The sequence below is a fragment of the Algoriphagus taiwanensis genome, from assembly GCF_036245645.1.
Classification (GTDB): Bacteria; Bacteroidota; Bacteroidia; order Cytophagales; family Cyclobacteriaceae; genus Algoriphagus; species Algoriphagus taiwanensis.
Genome location: NZ_BTPE01000003.1, coordinates 279897 through 299595, shown reverse-complemented (window position 1 = coordinate 299595; position 19699 = coordinate 279897). Strand labels below are relative to the sequence as shown.

Here is a 19699-nt window from a genome sequence, read left to right as displayed (position 1 = left end):
ATCCAATTTCAATTTCATGCAACAAGAAGCCTACGGCGAAGTATTTCTCATCAATAAACCTCTGGAGTGGACTTCTTTTGACGTTGTCAAAAAACTCCGAAATGCCCTCCGAATCAAGAAAGTCGGACATGCAGGCACGCTTGACCCTCTTGCCACCGGACTGTTGATTGTCTGCGCGGGAAAAATGACCAAGCAGATCGAAACGTTTATGGGGCAGGAAAAGGAATACACAGGCACCTTTGTCCTGGGGGCCACTACTGAGTCTTTTGATCTGGAGAAGCCTGTTATTTCTGTAGCTGATCCAAGTCATCTTACTTTGGCTCAAGTAGAGGAGGCTGTTTCCAAGCTGACAGGTGATATTTTTCAGGTACCTCCCATGCATTCGGCCATTAAGGTGGATGGAAAGAGGGTCTATGAATCTGCCCGTGCCGGAAAAGAAGTGAAAATGGAAGCCCGTCCTGTTCAGGTGCGTGAATTTGAAATCACCAGATTTGAAGGCAATGAAGTTGATTTTAGAATTTCCTGTTCCAAAGGTACCTACATCCGAAGCCTGGCTAGGGATTTGGGGGAATTGTTAGGGGTTGGTGCCTATCTTAAAGCTCTCTGTAGAACGAGAATTGGCGAATTCAGACTGGAAGAGGCCAAAGACATCATGACTTGGGTAGAAGAAGTAAAAAACCGCTCCCATGAAAATATATGAAGGCTTAGACGAGTTTCAGGCTGTACCCAATGCGGTGGTCACTTCGGGTACGTTTGACGGTGTGCACCTGGGACACCAAAAGATCCTGACACGAATCCGGGAGATAGCCAGGGGTCTTCAGGGAGAGACAGTCTTGATCACCTTTTGGCCACACCCTAGATTGGTTCTTTATCCCAAAGAGCATAACCTTAGGCTGCTCACTACTTTTGAGGAAAAGGCTTCTCTTTTGAGGAAATTTGGAATTGACCACTTGATTACCATACCATTTACGAAAGAATTTTCCCGGCTAAGCTCAGAGGAGTTTATCCGAAAGGTCTTGGTCGATAAAATAGAGACAAAAAAACTGGTAATCGGTTACGATCACCGATTTGGGAAAAACCGGGAAGGAAGCTTCGAATATTTACAAAATCACAGTACTGAGTTCGGGTTTGAATTGGAGGAAATTTCCCGTCAGGATGTCGACGAAATCGGCGTATCCAGTACCAAAATCCGCCGTGCATTGGAAACCGGCGATGTCAAAACCGCCAACAGTTATTTAGGCAGACCGTACGAAATAAACGGAATCGTGGTCAAAGGCCAGCAAATAGGTCGATCCATCGGTTTTCCTACTGCCAATATTCATGTGCCCAACGATTACAAACTTATCCCCTGCGACGGCGTTTATGCAGTGGAAGCTTTGGTTGATGGAGGTCTTTTCAAAGCCATGCTCAATATCGGCAATCGCCCGACTGTGGATGGATCAAAAAAGACCGTAGAAGCTCACCTTTTCGATTACCAAGGCGATCTTTACAATCGACAGATCACCATTTTCTTTCAGGAGTTTTTGAGAGAAGAAAAGAAGTTTGACAGCTTGGAAGATTTGAAAAAGCAACTGCTGGAAGATCAAAGGCAGGCTAAACTTGTACTATAAACCCAAATAAACATGATCAACAAAACCGTTAAAGACGCTCGGGAGGCTGTGGCCGACATTCCGAGCCATGCCTTCTTGATGATGGGAGGGTTTGGATTGAGCGGTATCCCCGAAAACTGCATTGCTGCATTGCTGGAAAGAGACATCAAGGACTTGACCATTGTGTCCAACAATGCGGGAGTGGATGATTTTGGAATCGGACTTTTGCTCAAAAAGCGAATGGTCAAAAAGATGATTTCCAGCTATGTGGGAGAAAATGCTGAGTTTGAGCGACAACTTCTCAGTGGAGAACTTGAAGTAGAACTGATTCCTCAAGGCACCTTGGCAGAAAGAGTGAGAGCCGGAGGAGCCGGAATTCCCGCATTTTTCACGCCTGCAGGTGTGGGTACCGAAGTAGCAGAAGGAAAAGAAATCCGGGAATTTGATGGAAAGCTTTATTTGATGGAGAAATGGCTAAAAGCTGATTTCTCTATTGTAAAAGCTTGGAAGGGCGATACTGCCGGCAACTTGATTTTCAAAGGAACGGCAAGAAACTTCAATCCTATGATGGCAGCAGCTGGTAAGATCACCATCGCTGAAGTGGAAGAATTGGTTCCTGCTGGAGAATTGGACCCAAATCAGATTCATACACCGGGGATCTACGTGCAGCGTATTTTCCAGGGAAAAGATTACGAAAAACGAATCGAGCAAAGGACCGTCTCCAAAAAATGACCTATTGTCATTTTAAATGATCCCAAAGCTTTTATCCAACTTCTAATCCAAACCCAAATGCTAACTAAAGAACAAATAGCCCAGAGAATAGCCAAAGAGGTGAAAAATGGGCAATATATAAATCTAGGAATCGGTATTCCCACCTTGGTAGCCAATTATATCCCTTCTGATCTGGACGTAGTGCTTCAGTCAGAAAATGGACTTTTGGGAATTGGCCCCTTCCCTACTGAAGATCAAATCGATCCCGACTTGATTAATGCCGGCAAGCAGACCGTGACTATGCTGCCGGGTTCCTCCTTGTTCAATTCTTCAGAATCTTTCGCCATGATTAGAGGTGGTCATGTGCATTTGACCATTCTGGGAGCCATGGAAGTCTCAGAAAATGGAGATATCGCCAATTGGAAAATCCCCGGAAAAATGGTCAAAGGCATGGGTGGTGCCATGGATTTGGTTGCCTCTGCTGAAAATATCATTGTAGCCATGCAGCATTGTTCCAAAGACGGTAAGTCAAAACTCCTGAAGGAATGCAGCCTTCCCATTACAGGAATCCGCTGTGTAAAGAAAATTGTTTCTGACTTGGCAGTTTTGGAAATAGATCCCGATGGAGGATTTATTTTACTTGAAAGAGCGCCTGGCGTTTCTGTTGAGGAAATCCAAGAAAAAACTGAAGGAAAATTAATCATCAAAGGAGAGATTCCAGAAATGTCGTTCAATTAAAGCTAGAGTTGAACTGTCAGAAATCATTTCCTGTTGCACATCAAAATTCGAAACATGAAAAACTCAGAGATCAAGTTCCAGGTACAGCTGGACGAGAATAATCTACCTAAGAATATCCTTTGGGATGCTTCCGATAAGGAGGCCGATGGTTTGGAATCCACAAAAAGCATTAGTCTCAATGTTTGGGATAGTTTAAATCATTCTACCCTTCGGATTGACCTATGGACAGAGGAAATGTCGGTGGCAGAGATGAAAAGGTTTTACATTGATATCATGGGTGGTATGGCCCAAACCATACTTAACAGTACTGGTGACGAATACATGTCAGAAGAGATCAAAGACCTCTGTGACCGAATGGTCAAACATGTAAATGAAGAAAATCGAAAGAACTCCTAAAGAAAAAGTCCGGATAGTCCGGACTTTTTTGATTTTTACCGAATAATATTTTTCCTGCCTTCTTTTACGGATTTTCAATAAAAAACCAACCCAAATAATAATACTTTAATAATGAATTCTAAATTTTTAGAAAAAGTCAAAAAAAGACTCAGTTTCCATCACCCAAATGAAATTGCCAATTTCTAAATAGTTAAATTTTTTTCTGCAGTTTCATTGAATTATGGGTTTTTAACATAAATTTCGCCCAAATGGAGTTACAATCCATAAGTGCAACATCACCAAAAATAACCTCACAAAAAACGCCTATGAGAAGTTTTACCCAAAAGTTCTGGGCTTCAGTGTTTTCCCTTTTCCTCTTAGTTTCCTTGGGAAGTTGGGATGCCAAAGCTCAAACAACCATCTCCGGTACGGTAACCGATGCGGATACCAAGGAGACCCTAGTCGGTGTCAACATTGTGGTCAAAGGCAAAGTAATCGGAACGATTACCGACCTTTCCGGCAAGTTTACCCTCAATGTAAATCAAGAGCCGCCGTTTACTTTAATCTTTTCCATGGTGGGATATAATTCCCAAGAGGTAGAGATTACAGGAGGTATTTCCAATCTGTCCATTCAGCTTGCTGAATCCTCGATCATGGGGCAGGAAGTCGTGATTTCTGCATCCCGTGTGGAAGAAAGCATTATGAAATCTCCCGTTTCTGTGGAAAAAATGGACATCATTGCTATTCGAGAGGTGCCTCAGGCCAGCTTCTATGATGCCTTGAATAACCTGAAAGGAGTGGAAATGAGTACTCAGTCCCTCACCTTTAAGTCATTCAACACCCGAGGCTTTAACTCAAACGGTAACGTTCGAACTGTACAGATGATCGACGGTATGGACAACCAAGCTCCAGGCTTGAACTTTTCCGTAGGTAACATCGTAGGGATTTCCGAATTGGATTTGGAAAGTGTCGAATTGATTCCAGGTGCAGCTTCTGCCCTTTATGGCCCTAACGCTATCAACGGTATCCTGTTGATGAACTCCAAGAACCCTTTCCAGTATCAGGGATTGTCTGCAAACGTAAGAACAGGCTTCATGAATGAAGACAGCAGAACACAGCCAGGAACTGGTTTCTATGATTTCAGTGCGAGATATGCTAAAGCAATTTCTGATAAAGTAGCATTTAAAGTAAATGTCAGCTATTTGGCTGCAGATGACTGGCAGGCAAACGACTTCAGAGATCAGTCTTTGTTGAATGGTTCCAGCATCGAATCCGGTACTCGTCTGAATAACCCAGGATATAACGGAGTCAATATTTATGGTGACGAAACCAACGTCAGTATGACCTCCGTGGCCAATCAAATGGTGGCTGCAGGTGTTCTTCCTCAGGCAGCGCTTGGTTTGATTCCAAATACTTTCGTGTCAAGAACAGGCTATAGAGAAAGTGATTTGGCCGATTACAACACCAAATCTCTTAAGTTAAACGCAGCTTTACACTGGAGATTAAATGACCGGGTAGAAGCTATCCTCCAAGGAAATTACGGCTTTGGTACTACTGTTTACACCGGTGCCGATCGTTATTCTATCGCCAACTTCAACCTAGGCCAATACAAAGCTGAATTGAGAGGTGCTAACTGGTTCCTCAGAGCCTACACCACTCAAGAGCGATCTGGTGATGCCTTCGCAGTAGGTATTGCAGCCCAAGGAATCAATGAAGAGTGGAAGCAAAGCACGCAGTGGTTCCCTGAGTATGTGGGAGCTTTTGTTCAGGCCAAACTTCAAGGTGCAGATGATGCTACCGCCCATGGAGCAGCAAGAGGTTTTGCTGACCAAGGTAGATTTATGCCAGGTACACCTGAATTTGAAGCTGCAAAACAAAGAGTAATTTCAAGACCTATCCCGGGTAATGCACAAGGTGTAGGAGCTCAGTTTGTCGACAAGACCAACCTTTATCACTTCGAAGGTTCTTATACATTTACCGGAATCAAGTTTGCAGAATTCGTGGCAGGTGCTAACTACAGAATTTATTCCTTGAACTCCGAGAAGACCCTTTTTGCAACAGATGAAAATGGGGAGGAATTTTCCATCAATGAATACGGTGGATACCTTCAGGGTTCCAAGCTCCTTTTCAATGATAAGTTTAAGCTGACCGCTTCTGTTCGTTACGATAAGAACGAAAACTTCCAAGGACAGTGGTCTCCAAGAGTTTCCGGTGTTTATTCTGTAGGAAATCACAACTTCAGAGCTTCTTACCAAACCGGTTTCCGTATCCCGACTACTCAGGATCAGTACATCGATTTGCTGACTCCTCAGGCCAGATTGATCGGTGGTCTTCCACTCTTCAGAGACCGATACAACTTCAACACTAACCCGGTTTACAGCTTAGCAACTGTACAGCAGTTCGGAGCTGGAGTACAAGCTGACATTCAGCCAAACTCTCCAGTTTATCAGCAAAGTATTCAGCAATCTACACAGCTAGCTATTCAGCAGGCAACTCAAATTGTTACTGAGCAAGTTCAGCAAGGTTTAATTCCACCTGATCAAGCACCAGCTGCAATTGCAGCCCTCGTTCCACAACTCGTTCCACAGATTGCAGCGCAGGTTGTACCTTTCAATGCATCACAAGCCAATCTGGGAAGCTTAACTCCTTTTGAACTTACTGAGTTCAAGCCTGAGCGAGTGAAGTCTTTTGAGGTCGGCTACAAAGGTCTATTCTCAAATAAACTATTGGTTGATACTTATGCTTACTTCAACCGATTTGAAAACTTCATCGGTGGTCAGGTTTTGGTACAGGATGGAGATCCAAATACCGGAAATCTTGGCCCTAATCCAATCACCGGTTTGAACCTGATCGGTGTTGGTCCAGGCGGTAGATCCATCTACTCTATCCCTGTCAACAGAACTGAAATTATTCAGTCTTGGGGATGGGCTTTAGGCTTGGATTACAAGCTTCCAAAGAATTACTCCATCGGAGGTAACGTATCCTACAATACACTATCTAATCTTGATGAATTGGCTGAAACTGGATTCCAGCCATCCTTCAATACTCCTGAGTATCGATATGTAATCAACTTTGCCAACCGCGAAGTAGTGGATAACGTAGGTTTCTCCCTCTCCTATCGTTGGCAGGGTGAATTCGTATGGCAGTCTTCTTTCGTAGGACCTGCAGTATCTTCTCAGCAATTGTCAGTGATGCCTGCCTTTGGTACTTTCGATGCACAGGTAAGCTACAAGATGAAGAGCATCAAGTCTATCCTGAAACTGGGCGGAACCAACCTATTCAGCAATGGATATCGTCAGGCTTGGGGTAACCCAACCGTAGGCAGCATGTTCTACGTGAGCTTGACCTTCGACGAGTTCTTGAATTAAAAATCTAACAACCACCAATCAACCAAGCCATCCCGTGAATTCGGGGTGGCTTTTTTGTTTCCCCTATCTAAATCAATTGCTCAGTTTTGGGTCCTTGTTTATTGAGATAAAACCATTGGACCCTATTCTGAATATTGGAAAGGGAAAGAAGTCTATTCAGATATAAATCAGAAGCTTTTGAAGTCCTTCAGATGGGCAGGAAGTACCTAAGTTCAAATTGTCGGATAGCCCTACTTTAAAAAATCATCGTCCTGATATCCCCCTAGAAATATGGAGCATTTTTGATAGTTATTCTTTGAAATGAATAGGGTGATTGTAAAGTATTTACCCATTTTTTCACCAAAAATTCCTCCTATATGGTATAAAAGAAAAGGCTTACCCGGATCCCGGATAAGCCTTTCATTAGAATTTGAAAAGATTAATGCACCTCTCCCATCATTTTTCTGAGAATTGGCTTGAGTAAGAAAAGAACCAAGGCAGAGCCAATAACAGTGTACACAATCATCATAAACTGGTCAGGCATTGCCGCAAGACCTTCCTCAGAGCCCCCACTTGCTTCTCCTGCGATCAATCCTGCAATCAGGTTTCCTAAGGCAACAGAAAGGAACCAAATCCCCATCATCTGTCCACCATAGCTCTTTGGTGCCAATTTGGTCACCAAAGATAAGCCCACAGGGGAAAGACTAAGTTCGCCAAACGTATGCAGGAGATAAGTGATGATCAACCAACTTGGAGCGGCCAAATCTCCTGAAGCAGCAATCTTGGTAGCGAAATACATTACGAAGAATCCCAAGCCTAGTAAGAGCAAGCCAAAGGTGAATTTCAAAGGGGAGCTGGGCTCCAGGTTCATTCTACCCAACCATACCCATAGCGCTGCAAAGAAAGGTGCAAAAATGATAATGAAAAGGGAATTGATGGATTGGAAATACCCGGTAGGAATATCCCATCCCAAAACGGTACGATCTGTAAAGCGCTCTGCAAATAAGTTCAGCGTAGATCCTGCCTGCTCAAATCCTGACCAGAACATGGCAGAAAACAAAAACAGGATAGCAATCACACCTACCTTGTTTCTATCCCCTTTGGAAAGCCCTCCAAAGGCAATAACATAACCTAAATACCCAAAGGCAACCAAGGCAATTACCGTCCCAGAAGCACCTGCAATCGCCGATGCATTGATCGGTATAATTCCAGTAAACAACACTCCAATAAATAAGGTAAGCACAATGCCTATCACTTTGGTAAGGGACTTGAGTTTGTTTCTATCCTGAATTTCTTTTGGACTTTCTGCAATCGGTGCTTCTCCATACCCCTCCAAAGCCTTCCCTGTCAGTTTGTACTGAATCAATCCGAATACCATACCCAAGCCCGCAAGACCAAATCCAAGATGCATATCGTACTCCGCTACTGTACTACAAGCTAAAGGAGCAATAAACCCTCCGATATTTATCCCCATATAAAAAATGGAAAAGCCAGCGTCCCTTTTCGAACTTCCGGTAGGATAAAGCTGCCCAACAATCGAGCTGATGTTTGGCTTCAAAAGCCCTGTTCCTAAAACAATCAAGATCAACCCTAAAAAGAAAGAATTGGTATCCAGAGCAGAAAGGCTTTCTTTGGGTCCAGAGCTACCGTTGATCCAGTTTTCGATCCCAGGTAAAGCCATCATAAAATGCCCCAGAGCAATAATTATCCCGCCGTACCAAACACTTTTTTTCAATCCAAACAATCGGTCAGCCAACCAACCACCCGGAAGAGCCAAAAGATAGACTCCCATGGTATAAAGACCATATATAGCCCCTGCAGTCTTGTCATCAAAGCCTAAGCCTCCATCTACAATTGCTTTGGTCATAAAGAGGATAAGCAGGGCGCGCATCCCGTAGTAGCTGAAGCGTTCCCACATTTCTGTGAAAAACAAAGTCATCAAGCCCTTGGGATGTCCAAAAGCCGTCCCTCCGCTAAATTCAGTAATGGGTTTATTTTCCAATGTTTTTAGATTTTTAATGAAGTTGAATACACAATGATAAATGTTTTTGGGCTTTGTTACCAAAGAATGCCAGGCTCAAACTGCTTATTCTCCATATATGGCAAATACCAATTTTGAGGGTACCCAACAAGCAGTTTTACTTTGGGTCATTTAGGAGCGAATAAGCTATCTGTTTCATATTCAACTAATTTTATGATTTTCCAAGTTTCAACGTTGCTTCCATTCTGTCCATTTTAGAAATTTCTGAACAGAAAAAATTTTTTTTACCAAAACATGACCTATGTCATTTAAACCGCGATTTTTTCTTCGAAATCGATTGAACGCCGAAATTTCGCAGATTTTTTGCCTACCAATTAAAATTCATTACTTAATTTTGACCAGACAATTTTCAGTTTGTAAACCCAAAAATTTATGCAGGACAACGTTCTGGAACTTACCGCTTCCCCCATTTCCTTCCTTGATTTTTCCACTCAGGGAAAAGTGTATCACAATCTGACCCCTGCCGAATTGGTGGAGCAGGCACTAGCAAGAAAGGAAGGTTATATAACTTCCACAGGAGCATTTATGGCAGATACCGGAAAGTTTACCGGTAGATCTCCCAAAGATCGCTATGTGGTCAAGGATGAGCTCACCGAGGATTCAGTTTGGTGGGGAGACATCAACATTCCCGTTTCTCAGGAGACCTTTGATCATTTGCTTCAGAAAATGCTAGTGTTTTTGGAGAAGAAGGATCTTTTTGTGCGTGATGCTTTTGCAGGTGCGGATCCTGAGCATCGGCTAAATCTGAGAGTGATCAATACCTGGGCTTGGCACAATCTCTTTTGCTCTAATATGTTCCTGCGACCATCTCAGGAAGAATTGGAAAATTTTGAGCATGATTTTACCATTATTTGTGCGCCGGGATTTGAAGCCGATCCTGCCACGGATGGAGTTCAAAATCCCAACTTCGCTATTCTGAATCTGAGCAAAAGGATGATTTTGATCGGAGGTACTGGCTATGCGGGTGAAATGAAAAAGGGCATTTTCTCTGTTCTGAACTTCTTGCTTCCCCATGAAAAAAACGTCCTTTCCATGCATTGCTCTGCCAATGTGGGTAAAGATGGAGATACAGCCGTTTTCTTTGGCCTTTCAGGAACAGGAAAAACCACACTTTCTGCAGATCCTAATCGCTCCCTAATCGGTGACGATGAGCATGGCTGGACAGAAAGCCAGATATTCAATTTTGAAGGAGGCTGTTATGCAAAAGTCATTGACCTGACTCGGGAAAAAGAACCTGAAATCTATGATGCCATAAAGTTTGGAGCGATTGTAGAAAATACGCGCTTCATTCCCGGTACGAGAAAGGTTGACTACACCAATAAGTCCGTCACAGAAAACACACGGACAGCCTACCCTATTCATCATATTGCCAATGCGGTAGTCCCTTCTGTTGCACCTATTCCCAAAAACATCTTTTTTCTCACGGCTGATGCCTTTGGCGTGATTCCTCCCATCTCAAAATTGAACAAGAGTCAGGCAATGTATCATTTCATTTCGGGCTATACTGCAAAAGTAGCCGGCACAGAAATGGGAGTAACAGAGCCCAAGCTTACATTCTCTGCCTGCTTTGGAGCTGCGTTCCTACCACTCCACCCTACTGCATATGCCAAACTATTTGGAGAAAAAATGGAAAAGCATGAAGTGAATGTTTGGCTGATCAATACCGGCTGGACAGGTGGTCCTTACGGAATCGGATCACGGATGAAATTGAGCTATACACGAGCCATGATTTCTGCTGCATTGGAGGGTAAATTGGATTTTGCTCCATTCCGAACAGATGAAAACTTTGGGTTCCAAGTTCCGGTAATTTGCCCCAATGCGCCTTCTGAAGTGCTCAATCCAAGGAATACCTGGAGCAATCCCGAAGATTATGACAAACAGGCCAAAGAATTGGCTCAGGCTTTCATCAAAAACTTTGATAAGTATAAGGACTTTGCAACGGAAGATATCCTTTCCGGTGCCCCAAGGGTCTGATTATAAAAGAGGAGTGCTTCGGTACTCCTTTTTTTGTTTTTGTGCTGAAATGTGAAATCAAAGATTATTTTTGTCAGCGATTCAAAAAAACGCCTGAAATATAAACCATAACCAATGAAAACAGCTGAAATTATTACCGAGAAAGGTACCATGAAGGTGGAGTTTTATGAAAAAGATGCTCCCAATACGGTCCAAAACTTTGTGGACCTAGCAAACAAAGGCTTCTATGATGGACTTACCTTTCACCGGGTAATTCCAAACTTTGTCATTCAGGGAGGTTGCCCAATAGGAAACGGTGCCGGAGGTCCAGGTTACAAAATCAAATGTGAATTGGATGGAGATAATCAGTACCATGACCGGGGAGTATTGTCCATGGCTCATGCAGGAAGAAATACCGGTGGATCCCAGTTTTTCATCTGCCATAGCAGAACCAACACAGCTCACTTGGATAGAAACCACACCTGCTTTGGAAAAGTGGTGGAAGGTCTGGAAGTCATCGACGCCATCAGGGCAGGCGATGTCATCGAAAAAATCGTGATTCACGAAGCGTAAATAAGAATCCCCTCAAACGAGGGGATTTTTTTTAGTCCATTTCTTCCAGAATACTCAATATTTCCCGGTGAATTTTAGGAGCTGTCTCAGGTCCCAAGGAATTGATTTCTCCATAAGGTCGATTTTTGTTCTCATAAGTAAAAGGAGGCTCAGCGTCCCACTGACTTTTAGGAACGATATACCCGATCATATCATTGGTCAATCCACCAAAAAACTTGAATTTCCCAGGAATCCGGGATTGAATCGCAGGTACTTCGATAGGCTGAACTCCAAAATCCCCACCCTCGGGTGATTCTACCCCTCCATGAAGAATTTCTGGATATAGCTCACCCGGAACATGCACAAAGCTCGCAGGACCTAGCGTCCAAGCAGAAACTTCGGATCGAATATGTTTCCACGAGGTAAAACCCCGCTCAAAAATTCCCAAAATAGCCGCTAAGTGAAACAGGGAATTATCCATTTTCAGATCAATAGTTTTGGCACGAATACTCAAAGGGGCAGTTTGGATTGTCTCCCACACTGAGTCTTGAAGGGTCTCTAAGGTGATTTTTGCCAAAGCCTTTCCTTGTGCTCTCATTTTTTCCGGGCTTTGTCGGAGAAAGGTCTCTCCGGAATACGGATCAACAACCTCCATCTCCGGATGGGTCGTCATCAGACCTCCCACTGCCCCGTTCAGAAAAATGGCCACTCCCCCTACTCCTTCCATCACAAGAGAATCTCCTACTTTAATACCTGACTCTACTCCATTTCGCCAAGGGTCAGGAAAATCAGAACTGAGTTGGATGTTTTCAGACCAAAGGGTCTCAGGATGATTTCCCCAATTCATGAGTGTGCCCAAGGTTGCTCCGGTTTCTGAATCCAGTACCTGCATCAATTTCAACGATGCATCAAATATGGCAGGTGGTCGTGTATCTCCCACGAGCGGCTTTAGCTTTTCGCTTTCCTCTGCAAATCGGACATAGGCAGGACGAACTGCGGAAGATGCCTCCGATACAGCATCTTTGATTCCTTCCAAAACCTGGTTCAAATAATCAGGATTTACGCCTCTAGTATAATCTGATGGACCCCATTGCCCGATAAGATCTGGAGAGGAGTGAACATGTGTACTGGCAATGAGCACATAGTCCAAGTCAGGATTACTTTCTAGGACCCGTTTGCGTGCTAAGATCACCTCATCATTGCCAAATCCGATCATATCGATAACACATAGGGCCATTTTGATTTCTCCTGCTTCCAGTACCATCGCTCTGGCCCAGAGAGGGTCCAGGATACCTTGTGCAGGTCTTGAATTATGAAAACCGGCCAACCAGATTGCATCAAACTGCCCATTGCCATTTGCATCTTCGAAGGTGTCCCCATCCTCAGGATTGTACCGGGAATCTCCATTGGCATCTGTCCAAGTCTCAAATTTCCGGGGTGTAATATCCACTTTGGCAAAACCGGCAAAAATTGGAGATTCAGGACTTTTCAAATGAAGGTCTAATGAATAATCGGGGAATCGGTCTTTGGTCTTGACATAAATCCAAACGACCGAAAACAGAAGCAGGATACCGATTAATACTGTGAAGATGAGGAATAGCTTTTTCATAGGAATGATGAAAAATAATCAGGCAGGAATCTAGTCAAAAGAAGGTAAAACTCAGGATTAGCCCAAGACTTTTCTCTAAAAGTAACGCAAGAGCCATCCAATCTTAAGGTCTTGGTGCTTAAGCAATAGTTCATTATGGAATGGTTATTGCCAAATCCCATACAATTGAATTTCTATGAACAAAAAGCTACTTCTTCTCCTCGTTTTTTTCCTTTCTTTTCAAAGCCTTTTTGCACAGCGATATGGAACTGCATTGGGATTGAGATTTGGAAATTCGGAAAGCTACAGGACGCTGGGACTTACTTTGCAGCAAAGAGTGGCTGATAGGCTGACGATCGAAAGTATCATTCAATCGGATTTCAACAGGAATACCCATTTTTCACTTTTAGCTCAAAAACATCGGCCAATTGTATCCAAGCGTTTCAATTATTACCTGGGTGGCGGCCTCGCTTATGGGATTGAAGAGAGTTTTGTAAAAAATCCAACCAACAGAGAAATCATTCATACCTACGGCAATTCTACCTTGGGAGTAGATTTGATTGCAGGTGTGGAACTGACCCTTGCTGGAGCGGTGATTTCGCTCGACTATAAGCCCAATCTTAACATCAGTGGGCGTCAGGAATTTTACAAAGGGCAAGTGGGAATCTCCGCAAGAACTGTCCTTGTGAAAAGTAAGGATCAAAAGAAGAAGCAAAGGCAACGACAAAGAGCCAGAAATAAATCAGAATCCAAGCCGTTTTCGGGACTATTTAATAGTAAAAACTAAGTGATTTAGGTATTTCCCTTGATCTTTTCCCAAAACACTTTTTCATGAACTTCTGAGTACTTGACCACACTTCTGTACCATTTTATACGGATATCCTCTTTCTCTCTTTCTGAAAGGAAAAAATCTGGGTGATTGAATTTTTCTGCTTTTTTGATCAAATCAAAAAGAAAAATGGAAGCGGAAACAGAGATATTAAAGCTATCCGTGAAGCCTAGCATAGGGATATGGACTAATTGGTCTGCCTCCTCTTTTACCTCCTGAGAAATCCCCTCATGCTCATTTCCAAAGACAAGAGCCAGCTTTTGATCAGGTTCTAAGTCATGGATGGAAATTGAGCCCTTGGCCGGTGTAGTCGCCACTATTCGATAGCCTTGACTGCGTAACTGCTTAAAACATGTTTTGACTGAGGAGCCCTCTTGCTCGAAGTATTTGTACAAATCGACCCATTGAGAGGCACCACGGGTAACGTAGGGATTGATTTTGTATTGGTTCGTTTTTTCTATTACATGGATATCCTGAACCCCAAAGCAGTCACAAGTCCGAAGCACGGCACTGGCATTGTGAGGCTTGAAAATATCCTCCAAAACCACGGTAATGAAGCGAGTCCGCTGGCTTAGGGCCTTCTCCATCACTTCCTTTTTATGCTCCGTGATGAATTGGCCCAGATAGTTTAGCAATTCCGCTTCCTTGTCTCCATGTGAATTGGATTGATTCATGGCCTACCTGTTCAGAAAAGCCCCAATTGCTCCTCGTCGTCTTTTTTCGGAGAAAGATCAATTGTACTGCCGATCTCCAGTTCATCATCAGCAGTCGACTCATCATCCCCTTTAGCTTGTTCTTTTTCCTCTTGAGAAATCTCAGATTCTATCAGCTGAAGGTCTTCCACAGGATAAGTGCTGAGCTTATTTCCAATCGCTTTCCAGCCTTTCACGTCGATAAGCATTTCCAGGTCAAACTCCTGATTCTCTGTTTCTTTACCTTTTTTGACTTTTACCTGTACTTGGGCTTGAGCATCTGTAGTTACCAGTCTCAAATGAGACTGCTTGTGATCTGTGATAAAGTTAAACCGCTTATTTACCGTAGTAGTCTCAATCAAGAATCGCTTGACAAAGAAATTCTTGGAGCCTCCGTCATAGTAAATAGCTGAGACGGTTTTCTTCGGATCAAACTTCTGGATCAATACCACATCGTTAGGCTCATATCGATTGGTCAGTTCAAAGCCGGTAAGCTCGTAGTCCCCATTTTTGTAAAAGACCAAAATCTTATCATCTCCAAGGAAATTCCCGATGAGCTTTCCTCTCTGATCGGTATTCAATCGACCTACTGACGGATCAAAATACACGTCCAATCCTCCTAAAGTGGATTTACCCTCCATCTTGAATTGGATCTTTCTTACGGGATATTTGGTAAGAATATTCCCTCCTGCTCCCCGACCTTTGATCTCAATCTCCGCAAAATCAAAGTCAAAAACCTTCACTCTGGCCTTTGCTCCCTGAGTCAAATAGACCGTCACCACCTCAGCTTCTCCGTTTGGATTGCCACTTAAGTAATACACTTTTGAGCCTTTGGTCCCTTTGGTAAGGTCGTATTCTTTGTCTCGGGTGACTCCGCCGACCTGGAATCGCTTGACCATGGTTCGGCCACTCGTTCCGTCCAGATAGATCAAATTGAAAGTCATCCGGTCATCATTTTTCCGGAAAACGCCTACATAAAGAATATCCTTGCCCATGAAAGTCTTCTCCTGAATCTTGGAGACGACCATTTTCCCATCCTTCCGAATGGCAATGATCTCATCCAAATCAGAGCAATCACAGACGAACTCATCCTTTTTCAGGCCAAAGCCCACAAAACCATCCGCACGGTTGACATACAGCTTGGCATTGTTAGCCGCTACTACAGCAGCCTGAATGGTATCAAAAGCCCTGATTTCAGTCTTTCGCTCACGTCCTTTGCCGTATTTAGCCAGTAGGTTTTGGTAGTAAGTGATGGCAAATTGAGTCAGATGCTTCAGGTTGTAATTGACTTCTTTCAATTCCTCCTGAAGTCGTTTCATCAATTCATCTGCCTTGAAGGCATCAAACTTGGAAATCCTCTTGATCTTGATCTCCGTGAGGCGAATCAGATCATCTTGGGTGATTTCTCTATAAAAGTCCGGCTTGTAAGGTTCCAATCCTTTATCAATCGCTTCCAAAACCGCATCCCAAGTCGTACATTCTTCAATGTCCCGATAGATTCTGTTTTCGATAAAAATCTTCTCCAGAGAAGAGAAAAGCAGTTTTTCCATCAACTCCCCTTTTCTGATCTCCAACTCCCTTCTAAGCAGCTCTTTGGTCTGCTTGGTGTTGTATTCGAGGATTTTATTGACAGAAAGGAAAACCGGCTTGTCCTCGATAATCACGCAGGCATTGGGAGAAATGGAAACCTCACAATCCGTGAATGCATATAGCGCATCAATCGTGACATCCGGCGAAACACCCGGTGCCAGCTGAATAAGCACTTCCACATCCTTGGCCGTGTTGTCGACCACTTTTTTGATTTTTATTTTGCCTTTATCATTGGCTTTGAGAATGGAATCAATCAGAGAATCCGTAGTGGTTCCATAAGGTATCTCTCTGATTACAAGAGTTTTGTTATCCTCCTCTTCAATTCTTGCTCGCACCTTGATTTTACCGCCTCGTAGCCCTTCCTGATAATCAGAAAAATCAGCCAATCCTCCGGTCATGAAGTCAGGAAGAATATTGGTAGGGTTTCCTTTGAGGATTTCGATGGATGCTTCGATCAGCTCACAGAAGTTGTGAGGGAGAATTTTAGTCGATAAACCCACAGCAATTCCTTCCACCCCTTGAGCCAGCAAAAGAGGAAATTTGACAGGTAGAGTGACCGGTTCCCTTTTTCTCCCGTCATAGGAAAGCTGCCATTCGGTAGTCTGTGGGTTGAATACCACTTCAAGAGCGAATTTGGATAAGCGTGCCTCGATGTATCGCGCTGCAGCAGCTCCATCACCGGTTCGGACATCACCCCAGTTTCCCTGCGTATCAATGAGCAGGTCTTTCTGACCCAAATTGACAATCGCATCACCAATGGAAGCATCTCCATGCGGATGGTATTGCATGGACTGTCCGATGATATTGGCGACCTTATTGAATCGTCCATCGTCCATTTCCTTCATCGAGTGAAGGATTCTTCTCTGAACAGGCTTCAATCCGTCTTCAATGGCAGGTACGGCCCGCTCCAGAATCACATAGGAAGCATAGTCCAAAAACCAGTCTTTGTACATGCCCGTTACCGGGACAGAATCGTGAAGGCTTTCGTCTCCTGAATTGATCTGATCTTCGTTTTCAGTCATTTCTTGATTTCAAATGATGGTGAAAAAGGAAATTTCCTCTTTTCTAAAATTGTCTCTAGTTAAAAGATGATGCAGGGTGATGATTACGCTGCTTCCTCATTTTCTGATTCGGCAGTTTCTTTAGGGTCCTCCAAGGCAAGGTCTTTCTCGATCTTCAGATTGTCGATGATAAAGTTTTGCCGGTCTGGAGTATTCTTTCCCATATAGAAACTCAACAAATCCGAGATTTTGGTATCCTTATTCAGAATGATCGGGTCCAAACGGATATCCTCTCCGATGAAATTGCCAAACTCCTCAGGAGAAATCTCTCCCAATCCTTTGAATCGGGTGATTTCCGGCTTGGAACCCAACTTGTGGATAGCTCTTTGCCTCTCCTCGTCGGTATAGCAATAAATGGTTTCCTTTTTGTTTCTGACCCGGAACAAAGGAGTATCCAAAATGAACAAGTGCCCATTTTTGACCAAATCGGGGAAAAACTGCAGAAAATAAGTCATGATGAGCAAGCGGATATGCATTCCATCCACGTCAGCATCCGTAGCAATCACAATCTTTCGATAGCGGAGATTTTCGATTCCATCTTCGATATTCAAAGCATGCTGAAGCAAGTTGAACTCCTCATTTTCATAGACCACTTTTTTGGTCATTCCGTAGCAGTTTAGAGGCTTGCCTCGGAGAGAAAAAACCGCCTGAGTCTGCACATCCCGGCTTTTGGTGATGGAACCTGATGCAGAATCCCCCTCAGTGATGAAGAGCATGGTCTTATTTTTCACTTCCTCATCCCCTTTTGGGTCGTCGTAATGTACCCGGCAATCTCTGAGCTTTTTGTTATGCAGGTTGGCCTTTTTTGCCCGCTCATTGGCCAGCTTCTTGATTCCTGAAATCTCCTTTCGCTCCCGCTCAGACTGAAGAATACGCTTAAGCAATGCATCCGCAGTTGCTGGATTTTTATGGAGATAATTGTCTAACTCGGTCTTGATGAAGTCATTGACAAAAGTCCGAAGCGTAGGTCCATCAGGTCCTACACTTTGAGAACCCAATTTGGTTTTGGTTTGGGATTCGAAGACAGGTTCCTGAACCCGAACAGCGATAGCGGCTACTACGGATTGGCGGATATCAGAGGCATCGTAGTCTTTTTTGTAAAATTCGCGTACAGTCTTCACAATGGCTTCTCGGAAAGCCGCCAAGTGAGTCCCTCCCTGCGTGGTATATTGTCCATTGACAAAGGAATAATATTCCTCTCCATAGCTCCCTGAGTGGGTAATTGCTACTTCGATGTCATTTCCTTTCAGATGAATGATTGGGTATCTGATACTTTCCTCATCGATTTTATTCGAAAGGAGATCGTAAAGTCCTTTGTCAGAAAAGTATTTCTTCCCGTTGTAATTGATGGTTAGGCCAGCATTCAGATAAGCGTAGTTCCAAATCTGATTTTCCAGATACTCGGGGATGAAATGGTAATTTTTGAAAATTGTAGCATCCGGAGTGAAAATCACCTTAGTTCCGTTTCGCTCGGAAGTCTTATCCACAGGGGCATCATTGGTCAAAATTCCTTTCTCAAACTCAGCCACCTTAGTTTCTCCATCTCGGTAAGCCTGCACTTTAAAGTAATCAGAAAGTGCATTGACGGCCTTGGTACCGACTCCATTTAGTCCCACAGACTTTTGGAAAGCACCGGAATCGTATTTTCCACCGGTATTGATTTTGGAGACACAGTCTATGACTTTTCCCAAGGGAATTCCCCGACCATAGTCACGTACTTCTACCCGATGTTCGGAGATTTTTACATCGATTGTCCGTCCATATCCCATCATGTGCTCATCGATGGAATTGTCCAGCACTTCCTTTACCAAGACGTAGATTCCGTCATCCTGAGCGCTACCGTCTCCAAGCTTTCCGATGTACATCCCGGGTCTGAGGCGGATATGCTCTCTCCAATCCAGGGATTTGATACTGTCTTCGGTATATTTTACAGTTTCTGCCATGTTCTTGCGTTATCCTTGCTGTACAGCTTTAAATTTTCCCACAAACAAAACAAATAAGCCAACTACCCAAACCAAAAGCAAAATTGGAATCAGGTAAAACCAAAAATTAAATAGACTTGCGGAAATTTCTTCCTGATTATTGATGGAATGGACGTAAAACACCGCCACTGCCAAGCTAATATTGATCAAGGCTCCAAAGGAATAAAACCAGGCCAGAAGATAATCTCTGTAGGGATCCCCTACAGGGAAAATGCGATGGAGTTTTTTATTGGCTTTGGTCTCCAAGGATTTGGGAAAGAAAACTGTCACCGCATTGAGCAGGACAAATGCCAGAACTGAGGCATAAAAGAAGTGGCTTTTTTCCCACGCTCGGTCAATCGTCCCGTTTTCATCTATACCCAATCCCACTTTTTCGGGCAGGGCCGAATAGAAATAAAGTAGGAAGAAAATGAAAATCAACACACTGACCATGTAAAAGGCCTTTCCGAATCTGTAATACATGAAATTGGGGAAATTGAACGTGCTAATATAACCCATTTGGGCAAACAGGAAGCTAAGAATTCGTGTTCTTAAGTTGTCAATTTCTGACAGAAAACCAGAATCAATTCTTAATTCCATGAAATTCAGGAAAGTATTTGAATCCGCTTAAACAAGCTAAAAATCCAGTTTTTGAAACAAAAGCCAAAAATA

Annotated in this window: 15 protein-coding genes; 9 read left to right on the top strand and 6 right to left on the bottom strand. The window is 43.4% G+C overall.

Features of this window, described 5'->3' with window-relative positions; all coding sequences use genetic code 11:
- Positions 1 to 16: 16 nt before the first annotated feature.
- From truB to AAA938_RS05595, 6 genes are all read left to right on the top strand, one after another.
- Positions 17 to 700, top strand: coding sequence for a tRNA pseudouridine(55) synthase TruB (gene truB / locus AAA938_RS05620; RefSeq protein WP_338227660.1), 684 nt, complete (start codon positions 17 to 19; stop codon positions 698 to 700).
- On the top strand, positions 687 to 1610 hold the full coding sequence (locus AAA938_RS05615) for a bifunctional riboflavin kinase/FAD synthetase (RefSeq protein WP_338227659.1): 924 nt from the start codon (positions 687 to 689) through the stop codon (positions 1608 to 1610). Before truB ends, AAA938_RS05615 begins: the two co-directional genes overlap by 14 nt.
- A 12-nt stretch (positions 1611 to 1622) precedes the next feature.
- On the top strand, positions 1623 to 2321 hold the full coding sequence (locus tag AAA938_RS05610) for a CoA transferase subunit A (RefSeq protein WP_338227658.1): 699 nt from the start codon (positions 1623 to 1625) through the stop codon (positions 2319 to 2321).
- 57 nt (positions 2322 to 2378) lie between these two features.
- Positions 2379 to 3038: a CoA transferase subunit B gene (locus tag AAA938_RS05605; protein WP_338227657.1), complete on the top strand. Its 660-nt coding sequence runs from the start codon at positions 2379 to 2381 to the stop codon at positions 3036 to 3038.
- Positions 3039 to 3092: 54 nt separating this feature from the next.
- Entirely contained in the window at positions 3093 to 3434 is a 342-nt protein-coding gene (gldC, locus tag AAA938_RS05600) for a gliding motility protein GldC (RefSeq protein WP_338223322.1), read from the top strand.
- 305 nt (positions 3435 to 3739) lie between these two features.
- The gene (locus AAA938_RS05595) at positions 3740 to 6781 is read left to right on the top strand and encodes a carboxypeptidase-like regulatory domain-containing protein (protein ID WP_338227656.1); all 3042 of its coding nucleotides are present in this window, start codon (positions 3740 to 3742) and stop codon (positions 6779 to 6781) included.
- Positions 6782 to 7199: 418 nt separating this feature from the next.
- On the opposite strand, the gene AAA938_RS05590 is transcribed toward AAA938_RS05595, so the two are convergent.
- Positions 7200 to 8699 carry a peptide MFS transporter gene (locus AAA938_RS05590; protein WP_420915726.1) on the bottom strand — a complete coding sequence of 500 codons (1500 nt, stop codon included), beginning with the start codon at positions 8697 to 8699 and terminating at the stop codon, positions 7200 to 7202.
- A 474-nt stretch (positions 8700 to 9173) separates the two neighbouring features.
- On the opposite strand from AAA938_RS05590, the gene pckA reads away from it, so the two are divergent.
- Both pckA and AAA938_RS05580 read left to right on the top strand, forming a co-directional pair.
- Entirely contained in the window at positions 9174 to 10775 is a 1602-nt protein-coding gene (gene pckA / locus AAA938_RS05585) for a phosphoenolpyruvate carboxykinase (ATP) (RefSeq protein ID WP_338227654.1), read from the top strand.
- A gap of 114 nt (positions 10776 to 10889) precedes the next feature.
- Complete coding sequence (locus tag AAA938_RS05580; protein ID WP_338227653.1) at positions 10890 to 11327, top strand: peptidylprolyl isomerase; 438 nt, start codon at positions 10890 to 10892, stop codon at positions 11325 to 11327.
- Positions 11328 to 11358: 31 nt separating this feature from the next.
- On the opposite strand, the gene AAA938_RS05575 is transcribed toward AAA938_RS05580, so the two are convergent.
- Positions 11359 to 12915 carry a hypothetical protein gene (locus AAA938_RS05575; RefSeq protein ID WP_338227652.1) on the bottom strand — a complete coding sequence of 519 codons (1557 nt, stop codon included), beginning with the start codon at positions 12913 to 12915 and terminating at the stop codon, positions 11359 to 11361.
- A 175-nt stretch (positions 12916 to 13090) separates the two neighbouring features.
- Between AAA938_RS05575 and AAA938_RS05570 the strand changes: the two genes are divergently transcribed.
- The gene (locus AAA938_RS05570; RefSeq protein ID WP_338227651.1) at positions 13091 to 13681 is read left to right on the top strand and encodes a hypothetical protein; all 591 of its coding nucleotides are present in this window, start codon (positions 13091 to 13093) and stop codon (positions 13679 to 13681) included.
- 5 nt (positions 13682 to 13686) lie between these two features.
- Here the strand turns inward: AAA938_RS05570 and AAA938_RS05565 are convergent, their stop codons facing one another.
- The 4 genes from AAA938_RS05565 to AAA938_RS05550 all read right to left on the bottom strand — a co-directional run bounded on the left by AAA938_RS05565 (position 13687) and on the right by AAA938_RS05550 (position 19627).
- Positions 13687 to 14397: a TrmH family RNA methyltransferase gene (locus AAA938_RS05565; protein WP_338227650.1), complete on the bottom strand. Its 711-nt coding sequence runs from the start codon at positions 14395 to 14397 to the stop codon at positions 13687 to 13689.
- 11 nt (positions 14398 to 14408) lie between these two features.
- Complete coding sequence (locus tag AAA938_RS05560) at positions 14409 to 17027, bottom strand: DNA gyrase/topoisomerase IV subunit A (protein ID WP_338227649.1); 2619 nt, start codon at positions 17025 to 17027, stop codon at positions 14409 to 14411.
- 83 nt (positions 17028 to 17110) lie between these two features.
- Positions 17111 to 19009: a DNA topoisomerase IV subunit B gene (locus AAA938_RS05555; RefSeq protein WP_338227648.1), complete on the bottom strand. Its 1899-nt coding sequence runs from the start codon at positions 19007 to 19009 to the stop codon at positions 17111 to 17113.
- A gap of 9 nt (positions 19010 to 19018) precedes the next feature.
- Positions 19019 to 19627, bottom strand: coding sequence for a DNA topoisomerase IV (locus tag AAA938_RS05550; protein WP_338227647.1), 609 nt, complete (start codon positions 19625 to 19627; stop codon positions 19019 to 19021).
- Between the last annotated feature and the right edge of the window lie 72 nt (positions 19628 to 19699).